Consider the following 20,179-nt stretch of genomic DNA (forward strand, 5'->3'; position numbering starts at 1 on the left):
GTTAGATCTCCATCCCGAAGTGCTCGCTGAAACGTACATCGCCCTCGATCATGTCGCGCATGTCCCCCACCTCATTGCGGAACATGAGGGTGCGCTCGATGCCCATGCCAAAGGCAAAACCTGAATAGACGTCCGGGTCGATCCCCGCGGCGCGGAGCACGTTGGGGTTGACCATGCCGCAGCCGCCCCATTCGATCCAGCGCGGTCCGCCCTTGGCGCCCGGATGGAAGATATCCAGTTCGGCGGACGGTTCCGTGAACGGGAAGTAGTTCGGACGCAGCCGGATCTGGGCTTCATCGCCGAACATCTGCCGGGCGAAGTGCTCCAGCGTGCCGCGGAGGTCGGCCATGCTGAGGTCCTTGTCGATGGCCAGGCCCTCGAACTGGTGGAACACCGGCGTGTGGGTGGCATCGAGTTCGTCGGTGCGGAACACCTTGCCGGGGCACAGCACGTAGATGGGCACCTCGCGCTCCAGCATGGAACGGACCTGCACCGGGGAGGTGTGGGTGCGCATCAGCAGGTGGGCCTCCGGAGGCTCCACAAAGAAGGTGTCCTGCATTTCGCGGGCCGGGTGGTCCGGCTTGAAGTTCAGGGCATCGAAGTTGAACCATTCGGATTCCACCTCGGGGCCTTCGGCAATTTCCCAGCCCATGCCCACGAAGATGTCCGCCACGCGGTCCTGCAGGGTGGAGAGCGGGTGCCGCGCGCCGGCACGGCGGCGGCGCGGGGCCGCGGTCACGTCCACGGTCTCCTCGAGCAGGATGCGGGCGTCGTTTTCTGCCTCCAGCTCGGCGGTGCGGTCCGCGAGCGCCTTGTTGACCCGGCCGCGGGAGGCGCCCATGAGCTTCCCGGCCACGGCCTTCTGCTCCTTGGGCAGTTTGCCGATCCCGCGGTTGGCCAGGCTCAGCGGGGACTTCTCCCCGGCGTGCGCCAGCCTCACCGCCTTCAGCTCCTCAAGGGTGGCCGCACCGGCAATGGCGGCGACGGCCTGGTCTACAGCGGCGTTGATGGCGGCTTCATCCGTGGGGTTCGGGGCGGCGCCGGGCAAAGTTTCAGTCATCTACTGTTCTTAGCTACGAGTTCGTTGGCTGCCGGCGAGCGGTCAGCCTGCACGGTTTCCCGCCGGCGCGTCCGTCACTGGCAGGTCATGGATGAAGGCGCCCAAGGTTCAGCGCATTCAATGACCAGGTCAGGGCCCACCGGAAAACCGGCAGCCACTGCCCTCCAGTCTAGTAGAACGCCCCGGCTACCATGGCCTCATGACAGCGCAGCAGTTCCACGGGCCGGTGACGCGTCCGACGGCGGCCCAGCGGCTGAGGCAGGCCGCGAACCTCTTGAACGGAAGCACCGCGGCCGGGGTCGCCGTCGCGCTTCTGGCCCAAACGCGCCTGCGGCGGGGCCCGCGGGGGCTGCTCCTGGCGGGCGGCTACCGGTGGCGGCTGCCGCACGCCCGCGCCTTCGCGCTGGGGAATGTGGTGCTGTACCGCGGGCCGGCCCCGGACCTGCTGTCCATGCCCGCCCTGCTGGGGCACGAGGAGAAGCACTGCACGCAATACGCGTGGTGCCTTGGCCTCCCGTTCCTGCCCCTGTACTTCGCGGCGGCCGGCTGGTCCGTCCTGCGCACAGGAAATCCCGGGACGGCCAACCCGTTTGAGCGGCGGGCGGGACTGGCCGCGGGCGGCTACCCCGCACGGAAGGGACTCTCATGAGCGGGCCCCGCGCCATGCGGCCCGGAACCATCACGGTCTCCGGACACGGCTGGGCAGAGGGCCCGCCGGACCTGGCGGCTGTCACCCTGGGTGTCGAGTGCCGCAGCGGCTCGGTGGACGCCGCCTTCTCTGCCGCGGAAGCATCGCTGGCAGCCGTTTCCGGCGCGCTGCGCGGTGCCGGCGCGGCGGACGGCGACCTGCAAAGCAACGGGCTCACTGTCCGCGCCGACCTTGCGTGGCGCGACGGCGGCAGCCAGGAAGTGGCGGGGTATGTCGCCACGGCAACACTGGCGGCACGGCTGCGTGATCTGCAGTCAGTCCCGGCCATACTTGCAGCCGCCGTTGCCGCCGGCGGCGACAACATTCGGCTCAACAGCCTGCAGCTCTGCGTGGAGGACGCAGCCGTACTCCGGGAGCGGGCACGGACTGCGGCCTGGGAGGACGCCGTCCGGTCGGCCGGCCAGCTCGCCGCCCTCGCAGGCGCCACACTGGGCAGGGTGGTCTCCGTAGCGGAACAGCCGGCTGCGGGAGGCCCGGTTCCGCTTGCGGGCCTCCAGCGCATGTCCGCGGCCGAAGGCATTCCGCTGGAGCCGGGACTGAACCGGGAAGAGGCAGCGGTCACGGTCAGCTGGGAGCTGGTACCGGGCCGGCCGGGCGTCGACGGCTGAAACGGCAGCAGTTTCGCCAGCGCGCCGTCCTTGACATTGATTCGAACATGTTTTCGAATAGAGCCATGAGATGGGACGCGCAGGCTTTGCTGGAGGAACCCGGAAAGGCTCCCGCTGCCGCACCGGCACTCCTTCCCCTGGCAGGCCTGGTCCGGTCCGTCACCACACCCGAGTTCGCCGGGGTCACCTTCCACGAGGTCACCGCCAAATCGGTGCTCAACAAGGTGCCCGCCGGTTCCCGGATGCCGTTCGAATGGACCATCAACCCGTACCGGGGCTGCAGCCACGCGTGCGTGTACTGCTTTGCCCGGAAGACACACACTTACCTGGACTTCGATGCCGGCCTGGACTTCGACAGCCAGGTGGTGGTCAAGGTCAACGCCGCGGAAGTGCTCCGCAAAGAACTCGCCAAGCCGTCGTGGGCACGCCAGCAGGTTGCCCTGGGAACCAATACGGATCCCTATCAGCGGGCCGAAGGCCGCTACCGGCTGATGCCCGGGATCATCTCGGCGCTGGCCGATTCGGGCACTCCCCTGTCCATCCTCACCAAGGGGACGCTGCTTGCCCGGGATATCCCGCTCCTGAAGAGTGCGGCAGCGCAGGTCCCCGTTGGCCTTGGCATCTCGCTGGCCATGACCGACGAGACCCTGTCTGAGGCTGTCGAGCCGGGAACCCCGGGGCCGCGGGCACGCCTGAAGCTCGTCTCACGCCTTCGCGAGGCCGGGCTGCCCTGCGGCGTCATGGCCATGCCCATCCTGCCCTGGCTCTCGGACAGCGACGAAGCTCTCGACTCCCTGTTTGCTTCCCTCACTGCAGCGGGTGCCACCGGTGTCACCGCCGGGGCGCTCTACCTGAAACCTGGGACGCGTGAATGGTTCATGGGATGGCTCGCCGCCAACCATCCGCACCTGGCGGGCAAGTACCGGCGCCTCTACGGGCAGGGGTCCTACGCTTCCAAGGAGTACCGGATGTGGCTGGCCGGAAAGGTGCGCTATTTCAAGGCCCGGCACGGGTTCCAGTCGGGCTCGGGTTTCAGCCACCGCGATGTGGATGACCCCCGCGGCGAGGAGGCCCGATACCCGGACGGCAGCATCCCACAGCAGGCCATGCCACGGGAGGCGCAGCCGGGTGGGATCGCACGGGATGGTTCCCCGGCTGCCGGCGTGCAGTCAGCGCTCTTCTAGGATCCGGGCTCTTTCAGTCTCAGCAGGCAGAGTCAAGCAGAGCCTGGACGATCGGATAGTCGGCAGGGATCCACGGCAGCGCCAGCACGGCTTCAGGATCAGCCAGGGACACCCAGCGCAGTTCGTCGTGGTCCTCCAGCGGTTGCGGTTCGCCGGCGGTCACCTGGGCAAACCACACCCGCATGCTGGCCCGCCGGTTCAGCGGCCAGCCCTGCAGCTGGCCCGAGCGAAGCTCTTCGCCCAGCCGTACCTCCACGCCGAGTTCTTCCCGGAGCTCCCGGACCAACGCCGCCGCCGCTTCCTCGCCGGGTTCGACTTTTCCGCCCGGAAATTCCCACAGTCCGGCCAACGCTTCCGGCGCGCTGCGGCGGGCCGCCAACAGCGCGGTCGGCCTTGCCAGGCTGTCCACGACGGCGCCGCCCACTACCTGGATCACTACGTCTGCCTGCGTCTGCCCGGTCATCGTTCCAGTGTATGGGGGACAATAGGGAAGCCGGCGCCTTGCCCTCCGGGGAATAGCCCCTCGGGGCGCGTGGTTACCCGTTTAGTCCCGACCTGCCCCGCCGCCGTGGCCCGGTCCGTCCGCCACCACCGAAAAGCAGGCATATGAGCAGCGTCCTTGAAAAGTCCACGGCAGTTTCCGCCCGGTCCTTCAACCTCACTATGGCCATCATTGCCCTCGCCATGGGCGGCGCGGGAATCGGCGTTACCGAGTTCACGATGATGGGCCTGCTGAAAGAAGTGGAGGCCGGACTGGGCATTTCCACGCCCGAGGCCGGGCATCTCATTTCCGCCTACGCCCTGGGCGTGGTGGTGGGCGCTCCCCTGCTGGCCGCGGTGGGCGCCAGGCTGCCCCGGAAATACCTGGCCCTGGGACTGATGCTGTTCTTCAGCCTGGCCAACCTCAGCTCGTACGTGGCGCCCGATTACGGGACCATGCTGCTGTCCAGGTTCGCCGCGGGCCTGCCGCACGGAGCCTTTTTCGGGGTGGCTGCCGTTATTGCGGCGTCCCTGGTTCCGCCCACGAGGCGCGGCTGGGCCATCTCCATGGTGATGGCCGGGCTGAGTATTTCCAACGTGGTTGGGGTCCCGTTCGCCACCTGGCTTGGCCAGACTTACGGCTGGCGCCTGCTGTTCATCCTGGTGGGCTTGATCGGCCTGCTGACGCTGGTACTCATTGCAAGGTTTGTGCCGTTCGAGGCCGCTCACCCTGACGCCAGCATCCGGCGGGAGCTCGGCGCCCTGAAGCGGCTCCAGGTGTGGCTGGCCATCCTGATCGGCATTGTGGGCTTCGGCGGGTTCTTCGCCACCTACACCTACATTGCGCACACCATGACTGCCGTGGCCGGCATGCCCCAGACCATGATCCCTGTCGTGGTTGCCCTGTACGGGGTGGGCATGGTGGCCGGTACCCTCCTGGGCGGGAGGTTCGCCGACAGGTCCGTCATGGGGACGCTGTACCGGGTCCTGCCGGGCATCGCCGTGGCCCTGGTGGTCTACGCTGTGGCCGTTCACTGGCAGTGGTCGGCGCTGGTAATGGTGTTCGTCGTGGGAGCCACCGGGTCCATGCTGGTCCCGGCACTCCAGACCAGGCTCCTGGATGCCTCCCCGGATGCCCCGTCGCTGGCGTCCTCGCTCAACCACGCGGCGCTGAATGTGGCCAACGCCCTGGGCGCCTTCCTTGGCGGCGTGGTCATCGCACTCGGCTGGGGCTACGTTGCCCCGGCGCTCGTAGGCGCCGTCCTCGCCGTCCTGGGCTTCGGCGTCGCACTCCTTAGCGGACTGCTGGAACGCAAGAGGCCGCTGGCCCCCTAGTCAACCGTCCAGCAGCCCCTGGGTCAGCCCTGCTGTGAGCGGGCGCTGGCGTAGAGGCACACGGTAGCCGCCGTACCGAGGTTAAGGCTCTCCGCCGCGCCGTACACGGGAACTGCCACGCGATGGTCAGCCAGGGCGAGCTCCTCTTCGGACAGCCCCTGCGCCTCGTTCCCGAACAGCCACGCCGTCGGCGCCGCAAGGTCCACAGCGGATTCCGGCCCGTTGCCGGTCAGCCGGCGGCGGGCAGACTCGTCCTGGAGCGCATCAAGGTTGAGCTGCCCGTATCCGTCCGCAGCGAGGATACCGATCCCCCGCTCCCGGCACGCAGCCGCGAGTTCGGCGGGATCCACGCCCAGGACCACCGGCAGGTGGAACAGCGAGCCCACAGTGGAGCGGACTGCCTTGGGGTTGTAGATGTCAACACTGGACGCGGTGAGCATTACGGCGTCGGCACCGGCGGAGTCAGCGGCGCGGAGCACGGTACCGGCGTTTCCGGGGTCCCGCACCTGGCAAAGCACGGCAATCAGGCGTGGACCGCCGTCGAGCACGTCCTGGAGCGGGACGTCCACGAAGCGGCACACCGCGATGATCCCCTGCGGGTTCACGGTGTCCGCCATGGCTGCCAGGACCTCGTCCGTGGCGAGGCGCGCGTTGGTGCCCTCCGCGAGTTGCTCGAATTCCGGAAACCGGTCCAGGCAGGCCTCGCTGGCGAACACCTCCGTGACAACGCCGGGCGCGCCCGCCGACAGCCGCTCCTGGTGCAGCTTCAGGGCCTCGCGCACCGCCTGCGGGCCTTCCGCCAGGAACTGCCCGCGCTTTAAACGCACCGGGCGCCCGGCAAGTTTTGCCACCTCCCGTACCCGATCAGCTCGGGGGTTGGAGAGTGGAAAATCTTGCGGGCGCCCGGTGTCGTTCATATAGGAAACTCTAGTGGCTGGCACCAGGGGTTCCCGAACGCCCCCATCGGCGGGGGAAGAGCCTGTTGCTAGGCAACAACCTTCTTGGCGGAGGTGTCAGAAGGCAGGGAGTCCTTGGCAACCTTGACCAGGGCAGCGAAAGCGTTGGCGTCGGAGACGGCCAGCTCTGCCAGCATGCGGCGGTCAACCTCGACCTCAGCGGCCTTCAGGCCCTGGATGAGGCGGTTGTAGGTCAGGCCGTTGGCGCGGGAAGCCGCGTTGATGCGCTGGATCCAAAGGCGGCGGAAGTCGCCCTTCTTCTTCTTGCGGTCGCCGTAGCTGTACACAAACGAGTGCAGCAGCTGCTCTTTGGCCTTGCGGTACAGGCGTGAACGCTGTCCACGGTAGCCCTTTGCGCGTTCAAGGATAACCCGGCGCTTCTTGTGGGCGTTGACCGCCCTCTTCACACGTGCCACGTGCGTACTCCTTCGAAAATTCTGATCCCAAGCATCTACTGCCGGAGGTCCGGCGGCCTGAGAAGGCTGTTTGGCAGGTGACCGACACCAGGTGGTGTTCAGTCAAAGAACTTGGAAATTAGATGCCGAGCATCTTCCGGATGACCTTGGCGTCGCCCTTGAAGACGATCTTGTCGCCGGCGAGGCGACGGGTCAGGCGGCTGGACTTGTGCTCCAGGTAGTGGCGGCGGTTGGCCTGCTGGCGGCGCAGCTTGCCGCTGCCGGTCAGCTTGAAGCGCTTCTTAGCACCACTGTGGGTCTTCATCTTCGGCATGGGAACCGATCTCCTTACGTGTCCGCAGGCGGGGCCTGCAGTTCTATCGCGCAGCCTCCCCGGCGGGGGTGGCATGCTGGTTGCTGACTGCCGGAAGCCGGAGCTTCCCACAGCTGTGAACTACGTGGTCTTCTTACCGGCCGGCTTCGGCGCTGCCTTGGGAGCAGGGCGTGCGGCGGGCTTGGGCGCGGCGGGCCTGGCCACCGGCTTGGGCGGCGCAGGGACAGCAGCAGGCTTCGGCGCAGCAGCCGCTGGCTTGGGAGCCGCAGCCTTTTCCGCCGGCTTGGCAGCTTCCTTGGGAGCGGCCTTCGGAGCCGGAGCAGCCTTGGGCGCGGCGGCCTTCGGTGCTTCCTGCTTCGGAGCAGCCTTGGATGCTGCCGGCTTTGGTGCCGCCTCCTCGGGAGCTTCCTTTTCCTTAGGGGCTTCCTCAACAACCGCGGCAGGTTCGACGGCGGCAGCCGGCTCCTGCGGTTCAGCCTGGGGAGCTTCGGGTTCCGTGGATACGGTGAAGCCCTCCGGGAGCAGGTCCGCGAGCGACTGCGTCATGGGTGCCTGGTCGTCGCCCGAAACGTCAACCCGGCCCGAAGCCTTCGCCTCGTTCTGGGCCTTCGCCTCAGCCCGCTGCGTGGCGCGGCGTGCTTCAGCCTTGGCTTCCGCCTTGTTCTTCAGCGGACCGACCACCATGACCATGTTGCGGCCGTCGATGCGCGGGCTGGACTCAACCACGCCCACCTCGGCAACATCGTCCGCGAAGCGCTGGAGCAGGCGGATGCCCATTTCGGGGCGCTGCTGCTCACGGCCGCGGAACTGGATCATGGCCTTGACCTTGTCCCCGGCGCCGAGGAAGCGCAGTGCGTGGCCGCGCTTGGTCTCGTAGTCGTGGGTGTCGATCTTCAGGCGGAAGCGGATTTCCTTCAGAACAGTGTTGGTCTGGTTCTTCCGGGCTTCGCGTGCCTTAACCGCGGCCTCGTACTTGTACTTGCCGAAGTCCATCAGCTTGCACACCGGAGGCTTGGCCTGAGGTGCAACTTCAACGAGATCAAGGTCGGACTCGGCAGCCAGACGCAGGGCATCCTCAATACGGACGATGCCTACCTGTTCACCTGCAGGGCCGACCAGCCGCACCTCGGGGACGCGGATACGCTCATTGATTCTTGGCTCGCTAATGTTAAAGCTCCTGTGTTGTTGTGGGATCCGGCAAAAGGAGAAGGCCCCCGACTGCCGGAGCAATCGAAGGCCTCTAAAGATCGGAACAGGTCCCCTAAGGAACTGCGTGCAGGTCCACGGCGTAAGCCGTTGACCATGCCCAACCAAGTACCCGGCAACCTTGCGTTCCGGGATGATCCTGCTGGACATCCGAAACAACGGCCGACGCGGGTGGGAGAGAACTCCGCTTGCAAACTGCATGCCATTCTACAGAAAAAATCCCCGCCAGTGCTGCGAAGCGCCGGTGGGAACCTGTTGTCCTGAAATAACGACATCCAGTCGGTCTGTGTCAAGCTTACCAGTATGAGCACCCCAGACAGTAATTCACACGTTTTCGAGCCCGTGGGCGCGGCCGCCGACGTCTCGCAGGAGATCCGCGACATTTCCGAGGTCCCGGCCATCGAGGTCATCACCACCGCGGCCGTCCACCTCATGAGCGCCGCCGCCGTCAAGCTGGGCCTGGCCGCCGAGGACAACGCCGAGGAACTCAAGGACCTGGACGAGGCCCGGAAGCTCATTACGGCCCTCGCCGGACTGGTCACCGCCGCCGCACCGGAAATCGGCTCGCAGCACGCCGGCCCGTTGCGCGACGGCCTCCGCTCGCTCCAGCTGGCATTCCGGGAAGAATCGCTGATCCCCGATGCCCCGGGGAAGGGTCCGGGCGAAAAGTACACCGGCGCCGTCAACTAGCCCAACACCCCCGAAGTACCCCCGACTCCCCCCAGTTTTCGTCCACTTAGAGGGCTTGAGAAAGCACTTTAAGGCCTCTAAGTGGACCAAACTCCTGGCGGGGTCAGTTGGGGGCGGTTGTCCGGCGGCGGCGCACCTGCTGCAGGATCAGCCCCGCCACACACAGCACCACCCCGGCAATACCGACGGCCGTGAAGCCGCCGGAAGGCCCACGGCCGTCGATGAACACACCGGCCAATGGAGCACCCAGCGCCACGCCCGCCGTCAGTGCCGACCCATACCAGCCCATCGCCTCGCCCCGACGTTCCTCGGACACCAGGTCCGCCACCTTCTCGGAGGCTGACGACAGCACCGGAGCGCACAGGAGGCCCGGCAGGATTGAGGCCAGGGCCAGCGTCCAGGTATCCGTGGCGAAACCCATGGGAACCGTGAGCGCGGCCATGCCCAGCAGCAGCAGCGTCGGCGAGACGGGACGGTGCATGGCGCCATAGATCAACCCGCCCACCACCGACGCGGCGCACCAGAACAGGAAGACGATCCCGATTTCGCTTTGCCGTCCTCCGGTTTCCAGCGCCGCGACGATTCCCACGTCCGTTCCGCTGAGCACCATTCCCGTCCCGGCAGCCACGGCAAACAGCGCAGCCACGGAAGCGGTGAACCAGGCGAAGTTGTGCGCCACCCTGGTGCGGAACGCACGACGGCGTCCCGGTCCCCCGCCCGCGGCGGCATCGTCGCTTTCGGCGCCAGCCGGCACCAGCTCCGCCGCGGCCTCCTGCACGTGGGCCGGCGCGGCAGACACCACCGCGATTTCGGCAGCGTGCAGCAGCTCCCCTGCGCGCTCCGCCGTTGGCTCTGCACTGCGGGTGGGCGGATTGAACCAGATCAGGAACAACCCAGCCAGCGAGGTGGAAATCCCTACCGCCGTCAGGCCAGCAACAGTGAAGCCGCTGGTGGCAATAATGGCGCCGGCGGCCGGGCCGATCATGAAAACCACTTCGGTGCTGATGGCATCCAAAGCGAAGGCGGTGCGGCGCTGTTCGCCGTCGGCCAGGACGCCCAGGGACTGGCGCACCACGCTGAAGATCGGCAGAGTGAGCAGGCCACCTGCGAAGACCAGCGGCAGCAGCCACTGATAGCTCACGTGCGGGACCGCTGACCAGACCACAGCCTCAGACACCACCGACGGAATAAGGGCGCGGCGCAGGCCCACGGTGTCCACGCGCCGTCCGCGCCACGGAGCGCCAACCGCGATGCCGATGGTCATGACGGCCGCCGCTGCCCCGGCGGCGGCGTACCCTTCTCCGAGCGAGAGCACGATGTGCAGGGTGAGCAGGACTCCCGCAGCCGAGTGGGGGACGCGGGCCACCATGCCCACCAACAGGAGGCGCCGGATGGGGCGCACCGCCAGCAGGTGCCGGTAGAGGGCGAAATTCACGAAGGTTTCCTTACGGTCTGCCGCGGCAGGCCGGGAGGATCTCCGCCCCGCACTGCCGCTAGTTGAGGGCCCGCCTCAGCTTGATCTCCATCGAATCGACCCGTTCCCCAAACAATACATTCCGGGACCACTCCTGCTGGAGGGACGCCACGAGCTGCTGCACGGCGCCTGCATCCAGGCCATCTTCGAGGTACAGGACCACCTGCAGCTCCGGGCCCGGGCCGCCCCCGGCAAGGACTGCACCGTCCGCCGTCCGGCTGGCCACGCCCCCGCCGGGCAGCAGCTCAATGCTCCGGACGGCCGGGAAGGCGGAGGCAGCCTGCCCCAGTTCCGGTGCGAGGGCCGGATCAGCGTAGCTGGGCACCCACTCGTGCTGCTGCGCCAGAGCCCACACAGCCGGCCGGCGGATGACGAAGGTCACCGGAGAGCCCGGGTCCAGCACCATCAGTTCGGCACCCTCGGCGACGGCGGACAACGCAGCGCGGGCCGCGTACACCGCGACAGGCCGGGCGTCCGGGTGCCATGCGGTGAGGGCAGCGGCCGAGGTGAATGCCGGCAGGGCCGCCCGTCCGTCCGGCGCCTTGAGTGTCACCAGGGCCATGTCGGCCTGTTTGTCCGCCTGGAGGCCATGGCCGCCGTCCGCCTCATCGGCGAGTTGGGCGACGATTGGAATGAAGACGCGCGCCGTGGCCAGGGAGCGCACCACCGCTGCTTCGTCTCCGCTCCCCTCACGCAACCGGCCGACGGCGGCGAGGTACCCGGCGTCGGCCGCTCCGTCGTCGTCCTCGAAGTTATGGATTTTGGCGTCATCCCCCGCGAGGCTGCGGCCCGCCCAGGGGCGTCCGGCCGAGTCGGCCGTGCCGCCGGCACCTGCCAGCGCGGCCGCGATATGGCCGGGCAGGTGGCGTGGGGCCGGGGCTCCGGAACCGTCACTGGACATGGCTGGGGTCAGCGCCGTCCGGCGACGTCGAGCGCCTCGGGCAGGGTGAAAGCGCCCGCGTACAGCGCCTTGCCAACGATGGCCCCTTCGACGCCGAGCGGCACGAGGGAGCGCAGGACCTTGAGGTCGTCCAGGCTGGAGATGCCGCCGGATGCCACCACGGGCTTGCCGGTCTTTTCCACCATCTGGCGCAGCAGTTCGACGTTGGGACCCTGGAGGGTGCCGTCCTTGGTCACGTCGGTGACCACGTAGCGGGCGCAGCCGGCCTCTTCGAGGCGGCCCAGGACGTCCCAAAGGTCCCCGCCTTCCTTGGTCCAGCCGCGGCCGGCAAGGGTGGTGCCGCGGACGTCAAGGCCGACGGCGATTTTGTCGCCGAAGCGCTCGATGGCGCGGCCGGTCCACTCGGGGTTCTCCAGCGCCGCGGTGCCGAGGTTGACGCGCGCCACGCCGAGGCCGAGGGCGGCTTCGAGTGTTTCGTCATCCCGGAGGCCGCCGGAGAGCTCAACCTTGATGTCCAGCCGGCCCACCACTTCACGCAGGAGATCAGCGTTGGAGCCGCGGCCGAAGGCGGCGTCGAGGTCCACCAGGTGCACCCATTCGGCGCCCTGCTCCTGCCAGTTCAGGGCCGCTTCGAGCGGCGTGCCGTAACTGGTTTCGCTGCCCGCCTCGCCCTGGACCAGGCGGACGGCCTGCCCGTTGACGACGTCGACGGCGGGCAGCAGTTCGAGGACCGGCAAATCGTTAGCGGTGGTCATGTTCATCCTTAGTCAGGTAGGCGGGGCGGTTGCGGGCCAGGCGGCCGGCAGCGTCAACAGGTAGGCGGCGAGCAAAGCCATGCCCGCCAAAACGTAGAAGGAGACTTGCGTCCAGAGCGGCTTCCCCTGCTGGCGGAATGCCAGGGCCCCGCCCACCAGGAGGCCGGCAAGCCCCATCAGGACGATGGACCACATCTAGGCGCCGCCGGCCGCGGGCGCAGCGCTGCTGCCGGTCCCGGAGTCCGCGGGCCTGCGGAGGGCTTCCACCCAGTTGCGCAGCAGCCGGGCACCTGCGTCGCCGGATTTTTCCGGGTGGAACTGGGTGGCGCAAAGGGGTCCGTTTTCCACGGCGGCAATGAACGGTGCGCCGTGCTCGGACCAGGTCACCAGTGGTGCGGCCATGCGCGGCTGGACGACGTCGAAGTTCCATTCCTGCACGCCGTAGGAGTGCACGAAATAGAAGCGCTCATTTTCGACGCCGGCGAAGAGCCGGGATCCCTCGGGAACCTTGACGGTGTTCCAGCCCATATGCGGGACCACGTCCGCCGGCAGGTGCTCCACCTTGCCGGGCCATTCACCCATGCCTTCGGCCTCGGTACCGTGTTCGACCCCGGCTTCGAACAGGACCTGGAGCCCCACACAGATTCCCAGGACGGGACGACCGCCGGCAACACGGCGGCCAATCAGACGGATTCCGTCCACGGCCTTGAGCTCGCGCATGACGGTTTCGAAGGCGCCTACGCCCGGAACCACCAGGCCGTCGGCGTTCAGGACGTCCTCAGGCCTGGCGCTGAGTGTGACCTCGGCGCCCGCCCGTTCCAGGGCCCGGACGGCGGAGCGGACATTGCCCGAGCCGTAATCCAGGACCGTGACCGTGGGTTTTCCCTCCGGGGAGGGCAGCTTCCGTGACGCCGACGGGTCCAGGATGGCGCCGTCCTTCAGGACCTGGCCGCTCACAGGGCGCCCTTGGTGGAAGGAATGCCCTCGACGCGGGGATCCGGCTCCACAGCAGCGCGAAGTGCGCGGGCGAACGCCTTGAACTGTGCCTCGACGATGTGGTGGGGGTCGCGGCCTGCGATGACGTTCATGTGCAGGCAGATCCCTGCGTGCAGAGTAATCGCTTCGAAGACGTGGCGGGTCAACGACCCGGTGAAGTGGCCGCCGATGAGGTGGTATTCCTGGCCGGCCGGCTCGCCCCCGTGCACCAGGTAAGGCCGCCCGGAAACGTCGACTACGGCATGGGCCAGTGCCTCGTCCAGGGGCACGGTCGCTTCGCCGAACCGGCGGATGCCTGCCTTGTTCCCGAGGGCGGTACGGAGGACCTCGCCGAACGTGATGGCGACGTCTTCCACCGTGTGGTGAACATCGATGTGGATGTCTCCGGTGGCTTTGACCGTCATGTCGATCAGCGAGTGCTTGCACAGCGCAGTCAGCATGTGGTCGTAGAAGGGCACGGATGTGTCGATGTCCGAAACGCCGGTGCCGTCGAGGTTGATCTCCACGAGTACGGACGACTCACTGGTGGCACGCTCCATGCGGGCGGTCCGGGAGACGGCTGCATTCGATCCGGTGGAACTCATGGTCAAAGTGTCCTTTGGGGAAGATAGGTGGTCAGGGCGCGGGGCGCCGCTCTTCCAAGTCTAGGCCGGTAGCGCTGCCTGCCGGGTGAGGATGCTTTCCAGTGACTCCAGGAAAGCTGTGGTTTCAGTCTCAGTTCCTGCCGTGACGCGCAGGTGGCCGGGGATTCCGACGTCGCGGATCAGGACACCCGCCGCAAGAAGCTCCTGCCAGACCTGGTGCGGATGGTCGAGACCGCCGAAGAAGACGTAGTTGGAGTCCGACGCGGCCGGCTTCAGGCCCATGCGGCGCAGTTCAGCAACGATCCGGTCCCGCTGCTTCTTGATGTCTTCGACGTCCGCCATCAGCGCTGCGCGGTGTTCCAGTGCAGCCAGTGCCGTCGCCTGCGTCACGGCGGAGAGGTGGTAGGGAAGGCGGACCAGGCGCAGGGCATCCGTGACTTCCGGAGCTGCAGCCATGTAGCCGAGCCGCGCCCCTGCCAGGGCAAACGCCTTGCTCATGGTGCGGGATACGATCAACCGCTCACGGCCGGGCAGCAGCGTCAGAGCACTCGGCGTCCCGTCGTGGGCAAACTCGTGGTACGCCTCGTCCACGATCACGATGGTTTGGCTGTCCTCGCCGGCACGGTACACCTCCTCCACGACGTCGAGTCCAAGGCCGGTACCGGTGGGGTTGTTCGGCGAGCAGAGGAAAACGATGTTGGGCTGCAGTTCCTTCACCTGCCGGGCAGCGGACTCGGCAGTGAGGCCGTAGTCGTCCGCGCGCTGTCCCGCGATGTAGCGGGTGTCCGTACCACTGGCCAGCAGCGGATACATCGAGTAGGTGGGGGGAAAGCCCAGCGCGGTGCGGCCGGGGCCGCCGAAGGCCTGCAGGATCTGCTGGAGAACTTCGTTGGAGCCGTTGGCGGCCCAGATGTTTGAGGCGTCCAGCCCGTGGCCGAGGTAGTCGGCCAGTGCCGTGCGGAGTCCGTTGAATTCCCGGTCCGGGTACCGGTTCAGCCCTGTGGCGGCCCGGGCAACGGCCGCGGTGATGGCCGCCTGCACATCCGCAGGAACGCCATGGGTGTTCTCGTTGACATTCAGGAGAATGGGAACATCCAGCTGCGGGGCCCCGTACGGAGTGAGGCCGCGGAGGTTCTCGCGGAGCGGAAGCCGGTTCAGTCGTTCTAGCTGGTCATTCACCTGAACAGTTTAGTGCCCGTGCCTGGGACCGGAAAATGTGACAATAAGCCGGCCCTGCTGCCCTCCACCGGGATCCCGTCATCCTGCCGGAACGAACAGCTGCTGGCCCGGGATGACAGGCCCGCCGGAAAGGTTGTTTAGCTGGACGATGTCCGCCACCACGTCCCTGGCGTCGCGGTCCGGGGCCAGGCTGCCGGCGATGCTCCACAGGGACTGGCCCGGCTGGACCGTCACGGTGACCGTCGGCGTGGCCACGAGGTCCGCTGCCGAGTCTGAGGCCTTGGCGGGCGAATTGAAGAATCCGGCCATGGACAGCAACAGCGCAGCAAGCAGGATCAGCGGGATGCCGATCAGCACTACCCGGCCCCGGCGCGTAAGCCTCAGCGGCGGCAGGGGCGCCTGCGCCCGGCCTGCTGAAGCAGAGGCGTGCCGCGCGGAAACTGACAAGTGATGAGCGGAAATAGCTGACATGGACTGAGCCCTCCTGGACCGTACTGTGCTGCCCGGAATGTTCCCGGCCGCCGCATCCTTCCCAACTTCGAAGATGATCTTCGAACGGCGATTGCAGCGACTAGAACACATATTCGAACTTTACTGATTCAGTTTTAGCACTTATCAACGAACAATGTCGAGACTCGCTAGAACAAATGTTTGAAAAAGCCCTGTGGCTGGCCTAGCTTTGAAGACAAGAACAACCACGCGGAAAGTTGATCAGCCGGGTCTGACAATTTGGGCGGGACCATCACGGCCGGAGCCAGAGCAAGCGGACCGGTGGCAACCGAAGGGCATTGGCAAACATGGCAGCAGCAGCGGCCGGAGGCAGGGCACTCCCGCAGGCAAAGAAGGCCGCCAAGGGCCTGACCGCCCGGCAGAAGAAGATCCTCGAAACCATCCAGCGCTCCGTCAACGACAACGGTTATCCGCCCTCAATGCGCGAGATCGGGGACACGGTAGGGCTGGCCAGCCTCTCCAGCGTGACGCACCAGCTCTCACAGCTCGAAAAGCTGGGCTACCTCCGCCGGGATCCCAAACGGCCCCGCGCCATGGAAGTGCTGATGCCGCTGACGCTGGGCGGCGCGCCCGGCAGCGGAGCCCCGTCCGCTGAAAGCCCGGCGCCGGCCTCCATTTCCGCTTCTGTCACCGAACTGCCTACCGCGCTGGACACGGCCATGGTCCCTTTGGTGGGCCGGATCGCCGCCGGCGGGCCCATCCTTGCGGAGCAGGTGGTGGAGGACGTCATGCCCCTCCCCCGCCAACTGGTGGGCCAGGGCGAGCTGTTCATGCTGAAGGTCGCCGGCGACTCCATGGTGGATGCGGCCATATGCGATGGCGACTGGGTAGTGGTTCGACGCCAGGCAGACGCGGCCAACGGGGATATCGTGGCGGCCCTCCTGGACGATGAAGCCACCGTCAAGACCTTCCGGCAGCGCGACGGCCACACCTGGCTGCTGCCACAGAACACCCAGTACGAGCCAATCCTTGGCGACCACGCCACCATCATGGGCAAAGTGGTGTCCGTCCTGCGTTCCCTCTAGGATGCGTGCCCTCTAAAGGGGCGCTCCGCGGCCAGCCTTACCGGGCCAGCCGTTCGAGCGCTGCCACCGCCGTCTTGCGGTCGGTAGTGGGCCAGAACGGCGGCAGGGCTGCGCGCAGGAAACCGGCATAGCGTTCAGTGGCCAGCCGGGAGTCCAGGACTGCCACCACGCCCTTGTCGTTCGTAGACCGGATCAGTCGCCCGGCCCCCTGTGCCAGGCGGATGGCCGCGTGCGTGGCCGAGACCGCCATGAACCCGTTCCCGCCTGCCTGCGCCACAGCCCGGGACCGTGCCGTCATGAGCGGATCGTCCGGCCGTGGAAAAGGAATCCTGTCGATGACAACCAGGCGGCAGGAACCGCCTGGCACGTCTACGCCCTGCCACAGCGACATGGTGCCGAACAGGCAGGTATCGGGTTCGTCCGCGAACTGCTTCACCAGGGCCGTCATCGTGGATTCGCCTTGGCAGAGGACGGTCATTCCCAGCTTGGGCCTCAAGGCATCGGCTGCTTCCTCGGCCGCACGCCGGGAGGAGAAAAGGCACAGGGCGCCGCCGCCGGAGGCCCGGATCAGGGCCTCGAGTTCGTCCAGCGCCTCCGGGGACACACCGCGCCCGGGCTTTGGCAGATGGCCCGCCACGTAAAGGATCCCTTGCCTGGGGTAGTCAAAGGGTGAGCCCACGTCCACGCCGGTCCAGCTGGGTGCTCCCTGGCCCACCAGCCCCAGGCCTCCGGCGGCAGGCTCAAACGCTGAACCGATGGCAAGTGTGGCTGAGGTGAGAACCACCGTATGGTCCGCAAACAGGCCCTCGCGTAGCTTGCCGGCCACCGAAAGCGGCGCCACGTTGATCAGTACCGGCGCCGAATCGTCCGGCTGGGAGTAGCCCTGTCCCGGGTCAAAGGTGCTTGCCCGGGAAAACCAGACCACCTCCCGGTTTTCGCGTGCAGCCAGGAGCCGCTCGCACAGTTCCAGGATGAGCATCAGACGGGACCTCGCAAGCTGGCGCCCGCCGTCGGCCGACTGGCTGCCGTCGCCCTTGGAGTCGGACAGCGCGGCGCGGCAGGCCTCACGGAGCTGGTCCACGCAGTCCAGCTGCTCGTCATTGAGGCCGTTGGGAAGCAGCCCTCCGGGCGCGCCGGCCAGGGCAGCCTCAAGGTTGGCCGCAGCGGCGTTCAGCGCGTCCACCGTGATGGCGGTGTGCTTCCGCGCCCCGGAGGCAGCGGCATGGACCATGGCCACGGACAGCTGTCCGGACACGGCGCCGGTCACCCTGTCCTGCAGTTCGTGGGCCTCGTCCACCACCACCACGTCGTACTCGGGAAGGACTGCCAGGCCCTCGAAGGCGCTCACGGCCAGCATGGCGTGATTGGTCACCACGATGTCCGCGGAGGCCGCATCGTGCCGTGCAAGCTCGCTGAAGCACTCCTCGGCCAGCGGACACTTCTGCGCGCCGAGGCATTCCATGGACGTGACGGACACCTGGCGCCAGGCGCGGTCCGTGACCCCGGGCAGCAGTTCATCACGGTCCCCCGTGGCGGTTTTGGCCGCCCATTCGCGCAGCCGGACCACTTCCTTGCCCAACTGCGAGGACGGTCCGCCCACGGCCGCGGCGAAGTGCGGCACACTGGTGTCCTCGCCCAGCGAGAACAGCTGGCCTTCCGTGGGCTCCTCGGACGGGAACCCGCCCTCAAGCTTATGCCGGCAGACGTAGTTGGACCGTCCCTTGACGAGCGACACCTTGACGGGCCGCTCCAGCGCCGGTGTGATCGCCTTCAGCAGCCGCGGCAGGTCCCTTCCCACGATCTGTGTCTGCAGCGCCAGGGTGGCGGTGGACACGAGGGCGGGCTTGTTGCTTTCCAGGGCGTGCGCAATGAGCGGGATCAGGTAAGCCAGGGACTTGCCCGTGCCCGTTCCTGCCTGGACAAGAAGGTGCGTCCCCGTTTCGATGGCCTGGGCCACCTGCCTGGCCATCTCGTGCTGGCCAGGCCTGCTTTGTCCCCCCATGGCCTCGACGGCGCGGTCCAGCAGTTCGGTCACGAACTGTCCGCCCGCCGTCTTCGTGGCGCCGGGCGCGGCGTCAGTCATTTGTGACGAACGGTTCCAGCTCGGCCGCGAGGCCTTCGCGGACCATCACCACGGCGCGTGTTCCCGACTCCATGTGGTCCACGCTGATGATTTCGGCATCGGATTCGTGCAGCTTGCTGATCAGGTCGCCCCGGTTGTAGGGAATGAGCAGCTCGAGCTTGACGCTGGGCCGGGGAATCGAATCGCTGATGGCCTTGAGCAGTTCAGCAATGCCTTCGCCGGTGCGGGCCGAGACCACCACATGCCGCGGTTCGCGCTGCTTGAGCCGCTCCACCACGAACGGGTCTGCTGCGTCCGCCTTGTTCAGGACAATGATTTCGGGCACCTTGCGGGCGTCAACCTCGCTGAAGACCTTGCGAACGGCGGCGATCTGCCCCTCGGGGTCGGGGTGCGAAACATCCACCACGTGCAGGATCAGGTCAGCGTCCGCCACCTCTTCCAGCGTGGAGCGGAATGCTTCCACCAGCTGGGTGGGCAGCGAGCGGACAAAGCCCACCGTGTCCGCCAGCGTATAGCCCAGCCCGTCAGCTGTTTCGGCCTTGCGCACCGTTGGATCCAATGTGGCGAACAGGGCGTTCTCCACCAGGACGCCGGCGTCCGTCAACCGGTTCAGCAGCGACGACTTTCCGGCGTTCGTGTACCCGGCAATGGCCACTGACGGGACGGCATTACGACGGCGGTTGGCGCGCTTGGTCTCGCGCGCAGGCTTCATCGCGGCGATTTCACGCCGCAGTTTGGCCATGCGGGTGCGGATCCGCCGGCGGTCCAGTTCGATCTTCGTCTCACCGGGACCGCGGGAACCCATACCGGCCGCAGCGCCGCCCACCTGGCCACCGGCCTGGCGGGACATCGACTCGCCCCAGCCGCGCAGGCGCGGCAGAAGGTATTCGAGCTGGGCGAGTTCCACCTGGGCCTTGCCTTCGCGGCTCTTGGCGTGCTGGGCGAAGATGTCCAGGATCAGCGCCGTACGGTCAATGACCTTGACCTTGACGATGTCCTCAAGTCCACGTCGCTGGGACGGGGCCAACTCAGCGTCCACCACCACGGTGTCCGCGCCGGTGGCCATCACGATGTCCTTGAGCTCCTGCGCCTTTCCGGAGCCCAGGAACGTGCCCGGATCAGGCTTGGCCCGCCGCTGGACCAGGCCGTCGAGGACCTCGGAGCCGGCGGTTTCGGCGAGGGCAGCCAGTTCGCGCAGCGAATTCTCGGCGTCCGCGAGGGTGCCGTCCGACCAAAGGCCGGCCAGGACCACCCGCTCCAGGCGGAGCTGCCGGTATTCGACCTCGGTGACGTCCTCGAGCTCGGTGGAAAGGCCCGCAGTGCGGCGCAGTGCGCGCCGTTCTTCGAGGTCCTGCTGGTCGCCGTCGTACTCGCTGTGCTCTTCGTCCAGGCGGGAGATCGCCTGGGCCTTGCCAAGCACGGCCCCGCCATCGCCGCGGCCGTTGTCCGGCATGCTGGTCCCGGCAGGAACGTCCTTGGAAAGGATCCGGTCGATCACGGCCTGAATTTCCTGCGGACTCATGTCCTGGGCGGCGGGATCGGATCCGGTGTTGGGCTGGCTGGTCATGGTCTCCTTTGAAGATTCGGCAGTTCCAGAATAATGCTGATTGGTCTGAAGTGGTGAAGTATTCGCGCTGGGCTGACGGCCTGCGGACATGCAGTACTCCTGGTCTTTGCGGCCGCCCGATCGGGCAGACGGCAGGAAAGCCGCCGGA

22 protein-coding genes are annotated in these 20,179 nt (G+C 67.3%); 6 read left to right on the forward strand and 16 right to left on the reverse strand.

The window, feature by feature from the left end; genetic code table 11:
• Position 1: 1 nt before the first annotated feature.
• Positions 2 to 1,060 (reverse strand): phenylalanine--tRNA ligase subunit alpha, encoded by a 1,059-nt coding sequence (pheS, locus tag ACIQCM_RS08170; RefSeq protein ID WP_400606359.1) that lies wholly within the window; start codon positions 1,058 to 1,060, stop codon positions 2 to 4.
• A gap of 199 nt (positions 1,061 to 1,259) precedes the next feature.
• On the opposite strand from pheS, the gene ACIQCM_RS08175 reads away from it, so the two are divergent.
• From ACIQCM_RS08175 to ACIQCM_RS08185, 3 genes are all read left to right on the forward strand, one after another.
• A complete protein-coding gene (locus ACIQCM_RS08175; protein ID WP_400606358.1) occupies positions 1,260 to 1,709 on the forward strand; it encodes a hypothetical protein in 450 nt (149 codons plus the stop codon).
• Positions 1,706 to 2,377 (forward strand): SIMPL domain-containing protein, encoded by a 672-nt coding sequence (locus tag ACIQCM_RS08180; protein WP_400606356.1) that lies wholly within the window; start codon positions 1,706 to 1,708, stop codon positions 2,375 to 2,377. The genes ACIQCM_RS08175 and ACIQCM_RS08180 overlap by 4 nt, the downstream gene beginning before the upstream one ends.
• 65 nt (positions 2,378 to 2,442) lie before the next feature.
• Entirely contained in the window at positions 2,443 to 3,561 is a 1,119-nt protein-coding gene (locus tag ACIQCM_RS08185) for an Rv2578c family radical SAM protein (protein WP_400606354.1), read from the forward strand.
• Positions 3,562 to 3,580: 19 nt separating this feature from the next.
• Here ACIQCM_RS08185 and ACIQCM_RS08190 read toward each other — a convergent pair whose 3' ends face one another.
• On the reverse strand, positions 3,581 to 4,024 hold the full coding sequence (locus ACIQCM_RS08190; protein WP_400606351.1) for a (deoxy)nucleoside triphosphate pyrophosphohydrolase: 444 nt from the start codon (positions 4,022 to 4,024) through the stop codon (positions 3,581 to 3,583).
• 143 nt (positions 4,025 to 4,167) lie between these two features.
• Here ACIQCM_RS08190 and ACIQCM_RS08195 point away from each other — a divergent pair, with 143 nt between their 5' ends.
• A complete protein-coding gene (locus ACIQCM_RS08195; RefSeq protein ID WP_400606349.1) occupies positions 4,168 to 5,376 on the forward strand; it encodes an MFS transporter in 1,209 nt (402 codons plus the stop codon).
• 23 nt (positions 5,377 to 5,399) lie between these two features.
• On the opposite strand, the gene ACIQCM_RS08200 is transcribed toward ACIQCM_RS08195, so the two are convergent.
• From ACIQCM_RS08200 to infC, 4 genes are all read right to left on the reverse strand, one after another.
• Positions 5,400 to 6,293, reverse strand: coding sequence for a TrmH family RNA methyltransferase (locus tag ACIQCM_RS08200; protein WP_400606346.1), 894 nt, complete (start codon positions 6,291 to 6,293; stop codon positions 5,400 to 5,402).
• A 68-nt stretch (positions 6,294 to 6,361) separates the two neighbouring features.
• Positions 6,362 to 6,748, reverse strand: a complete 387-nt coding sequence (gene rplT, locus ACIQCM_RS08205) for a 50S ribosomal protein L20 (RefSeq protein ID WP_400606343.1) — start codon at positions 6,746 to 6,748, stop codon at positions 6,362 to 6,364.
• A gap of 118 nt (positions 6,749 to 6,866) precedes the next feature.
• Positions 6,867 to 7,061, reverse strand: a complete 195-nt coding sequence (gene rpmI, locus ACIQCM_RS08210; protein WP_009358635.1) for a 50S ribosomal protein L35 — start codon at positions 7,059 to 7,061, stop codon at positions 6,867 to 6,869.
• 120 nt (positions 7,062 to 7,181) lie between these two features.
• Complete coding sequence (infC, locus tag ACIQCM_RS08215; RefSeq protein ID WP_400606340.1) at positions 7,182 to 8,186, reverse strand: translation initiation factor IF-3; 1,005 nt, start codon at positions 8,184 to 8,186, stop codon at positions 7,182 to 7,184.
• Positions 8,187 to 8,570: 384 nt separating this feature from the next.
• Here infC and ACIQCM_RS08220 point away from each other — a divergent pair, with 384 nt between their 5' ends.
• A complete protein-coding gene (locus tag ACIQCM_RS08220) occupies positions 8,571 to 8,957 on the forward strand; it encodes a DUF1844 domain-containing protein (protein WP_400606338.1) in 387 nt (128 codons plus the stop codon).
• A gap of 103 nt (positions 8,958 to 9,060) precedes the next feature.
• Here ACIQCM_RS08220 and ACIQCM_RS08225 read toward each other — a convergent pair whose 3' ends face one another.
• The 8 genes from ACIQCM_RS08225 to ACIQCM_RS08260 all read right to left on the reverse strand — a co-directional run bounded on the left by ACIQCM_RS08225 (position 9,061) and on the right by ACIQCM_RS08260 (position 15,293).
• A complete protein-coding gene (locus ACIQCM_RS08225; RefSeq protein ID WP_400606335.1) occupies positions 9,061 to 10,392 on the reverse strand; it encodes an MFS transporter in 1,332 nt (443 codons plus the stop codon).
• 58 nt (positions 10,393 to 10,450) lie between these two features.
• Complete coding sequence (locus ACIQCM_RS08230; RefSeq protein WP_400606333.1) at positions 10,451 to 11,332, reverse strand: SseB family protein; 882 nt, start codon at positions 11,330 to 11,332, stop codon at positions 10,451 to 10,453.
• A gap of 8 nt (positions 11,333 to 11,340) precedes the next feature.
• Complete coding sequence (priA, locus tag ACIQCM_RS08235) at positions 11,341 to 12,087, reverse strand: bifunctional 1-(5-phosphoribosyl)-5-((5-phosphoribosylamino)methylideneamino)imidazole-4-carboxamide isomerase/phosphoribosylanthranilate isomerase PriA (protein ID WP_400606331.1); 747 nt, start codon at positions 12,085 to 12,087, stop codon at positions 11,341 to 11,343.
• Positions 12,088 to 12,099: 12 nt separating this feature from the next.
• Positions 12,100 to 12,282 carry a hypothetical protein gene (locus ACIQCM_RS08240; RefSeq protein ID WP_400606328.1) on the reverse strand — a complete coding sequence of 61 codons (183 nt, stop codon included), beginning with the start codon at positions 12,280 to 12,282 and terminating at the stop codon, positions 12,100 to 12,102.
• Positions 12,283 to 13,044, reverse strand: a complete 762-nt coding sequence (gene hisH, locus ACIQCM_RS08245; RefSeq protein ID WP_400606326.1) for an imidazole glycerol phosphate synthase subunit HisH — start codon at positions 13,042 to 13,044, stop codon at positions 12,283 to 12,285.
• Positions 13,041 to 13,667 (reverse strand): imidazoleglycerol-phosphate dehydratase HisB, encoded by a 627-nt coding sequence (gene hisB, locus ACIQCM_RS08250; RefSeq protein WP_400606324.1) that lies wholly within the window; start codon positions 13,665 to 13,667, stop codon positions 13,041 to 13,043. Before hisB ends, hisH begins: the two co-directional genes overlap by 4 nt.
• A gap of 60 nt (positions 13,668 to 13,727) precedes the next feature.
• Positions 13,728 to 14,846 (reverse strand): histidinol-phosphate transaminase, encoded by a 1,119-nt coding sequence (locus ACIQCM_RS08255; protein WP_400606322.1) that lies wholly within the window; start codon positions 14,844 to 14,846, stop codon positions 13,728 to 13,730.
• A gap of 78 nt (positions 14,847 to 14,924) precedes the next feature.
• A complete protein-coding gene (locus ACIQCM_RS08260; RefSeq protein ID WP_400606320.1) occupies positions 14,925 to 15,293 on the reverse strand; it encodes a LysM peptidoglycan-binding domain-containing protein in 369 nt (122 codons plus the stop codon).
• A gap of 350 nt (positions 15,294 to 15,643) precedes the next feature.
• On the opposite strand from ACIQCM_RS08260, the gene lexA reads away from it, so the two are divergent.
• Entirely contained in the window at positions 15,644 to 16,381 is a 738-nt protein-coding gene (gene lexA, locus ACIQCM_RS08265; RefSeq protein WP_400606318.1) for a transcriptional repressor LexA, read from the forward strand.
• Between the two features lie 37 nt (positions 16,382 to 16,418).
• Here lexA and ACIQCM_RS08270 read toward each other — a convergent pair whose 3' ends face one another.
• Together ACIQCM_RS08270 and hflX are read right to left on the reverse strand one after the other, a co-directional pair.
• A complete protein-coding gene (locus ACIQCM_RS08270) occupies positions 16,419 to 18,464 on the reverse strand; it encodes an ATP-dependent DNA helicase (RefSeq protein WP_400606315.1) in 2,046 nt (681 codons plus the stop codon).
• Entirely contained in the window at positions 18,457 to 20,031 is a 1,575-nt protein-coding gene (gene hflX, locus ACIQCM_RS08275; RefSeq protein WP_400606312.1) for a GTPase HflX, read from the reverse strand. The genes ACIQCM_RS08270 and hflX overlap by 8 nt, the downstream gene beginning before the upstream one ends.
• Positions 20,032 to 20,179 lie beyond the last annotated feature (148 nt).

Origin of the sequence: Pseudarthrobacter sp. NPDC092439, assembly GCF_044754945.1 — a bacterium.
Lineage (GTDB): Bacteria > Actinomycetota > Actinomycetes > Actinomycetales > Micrococcaceae > Arthrobacter.

Bases quoted from the DNA above. Each gene is read 5' to 3' on its own strand.
- ACIQCM_RS08180 (WP_400606356.1), top strand. From the start codon at position 1,706: ATGAGCGGGCCCCGCGCCATGCGGCCCGGAACCATCACGGTCTCCGGA.
- ACIQCM_RS08195 (WP_400606349.1), top strand. From the start codon at position 4,168: ATGAGCAGCGTCCTTGAAAAGTCCACGGCAGTTTCCGCCCGGTCCTTC.
- ACIQCM_RS08185 (WP_400606354.1), top strand. From the start codon at position 2,443: ATGAGATGGGACGCGCAGGCTTTGCTGGAGGAACCCGGAAAGGCTCCC.
- pheS (WP_400606359.1), bottom strand. From the start codon at position 1,060: ATGACTGAAACTTTGCCCGGCGCCGCCCCGAACCCCACGGATGAAGCC.
- ACIQCM_RS08200 (WP_400606346.1), bottom strand. From the start codon at position 6,293: ATGAACGACACCGGGCGCCCGCAAGATTTTCCACTCTCCAACCCCCGA.
- ACIQCM_RS08190 (WP_400606351.1), bottom strand. From the start codon at position 4,024: ATGACCGGGCAGACGCAGGCAGACGTAGTGATCCAGGTAGTGGGCGGC.
- ACIQCM_RS08240 (WP_400606328.1), bottom strand. From the start codon at position 12,282: ATGTGGTCCATCGTCCTGATGGGGCTTGCCGGCCTCCTGGTGGGCGGG.
- rpmI (WP_009358635.1), bottom strand. From the start codon at position 7,061: ATGCCGAAGATGAAGACCCACAGTGGTGCTAAGAAGCGCTTCAAGCTG.
- hisB (WP_400606324.1), bottom strand. From the start codon at position 13,667: ATGAGTTCCACCGGATCGAATGCAGCCGTCTCCCGGACCGCCCGCATG.
- ACIQCM_RS08220 (WP_400606338.1), top strand. From the start codon at position 8,571: ATGAGCACCCCAGACAGTAATTCACACGTTTTCGAGCCCGTGGGCGCG.
- priA (WP_400606331.1), bottom strand. From the start codon at position 12,087: ATGACCACCGCTAACGATTTGCCGGTCCTCGAACTGCTGCCCGCCGTC.
- ACIQCM_RS08270 (WP_400606315.1), bottom strand. From the start codon at position 18,464: ATGACTGACGCCGCGCCCGGCGCCACGAAGACGGCGGGCGGACAGTTC.
- ACIQCM_RS08230 (WP_400606333.1), bottom strand. From the start codon at position 11,332: ATGTCCAGTGACGGTTCCGGAGCCCCGGCCCCACGCCACCTGCCCGGC.
- lexA (WP_400606318.1), top strand. From the start codon at position 15,644: ATGGCAGCAGCAGCGGCCGGAGGCAGGGCACTCCCGCAGGCAAAGAAG.
- hflX (WP_400606312.1), bottom strand. From the start codon at position 20,031: ATGACCAGCCAGCCCAACACCGGATCCGATCCCGCCGCCCAGGACATG.
- ACIQCM_RS08175 (WP_400606358.1), top strand. From the start codon at position 1,260: ATGACAGCGCAGCAGTTCCACGGGCCGGTGACGCGTCCGACGGCGGCC.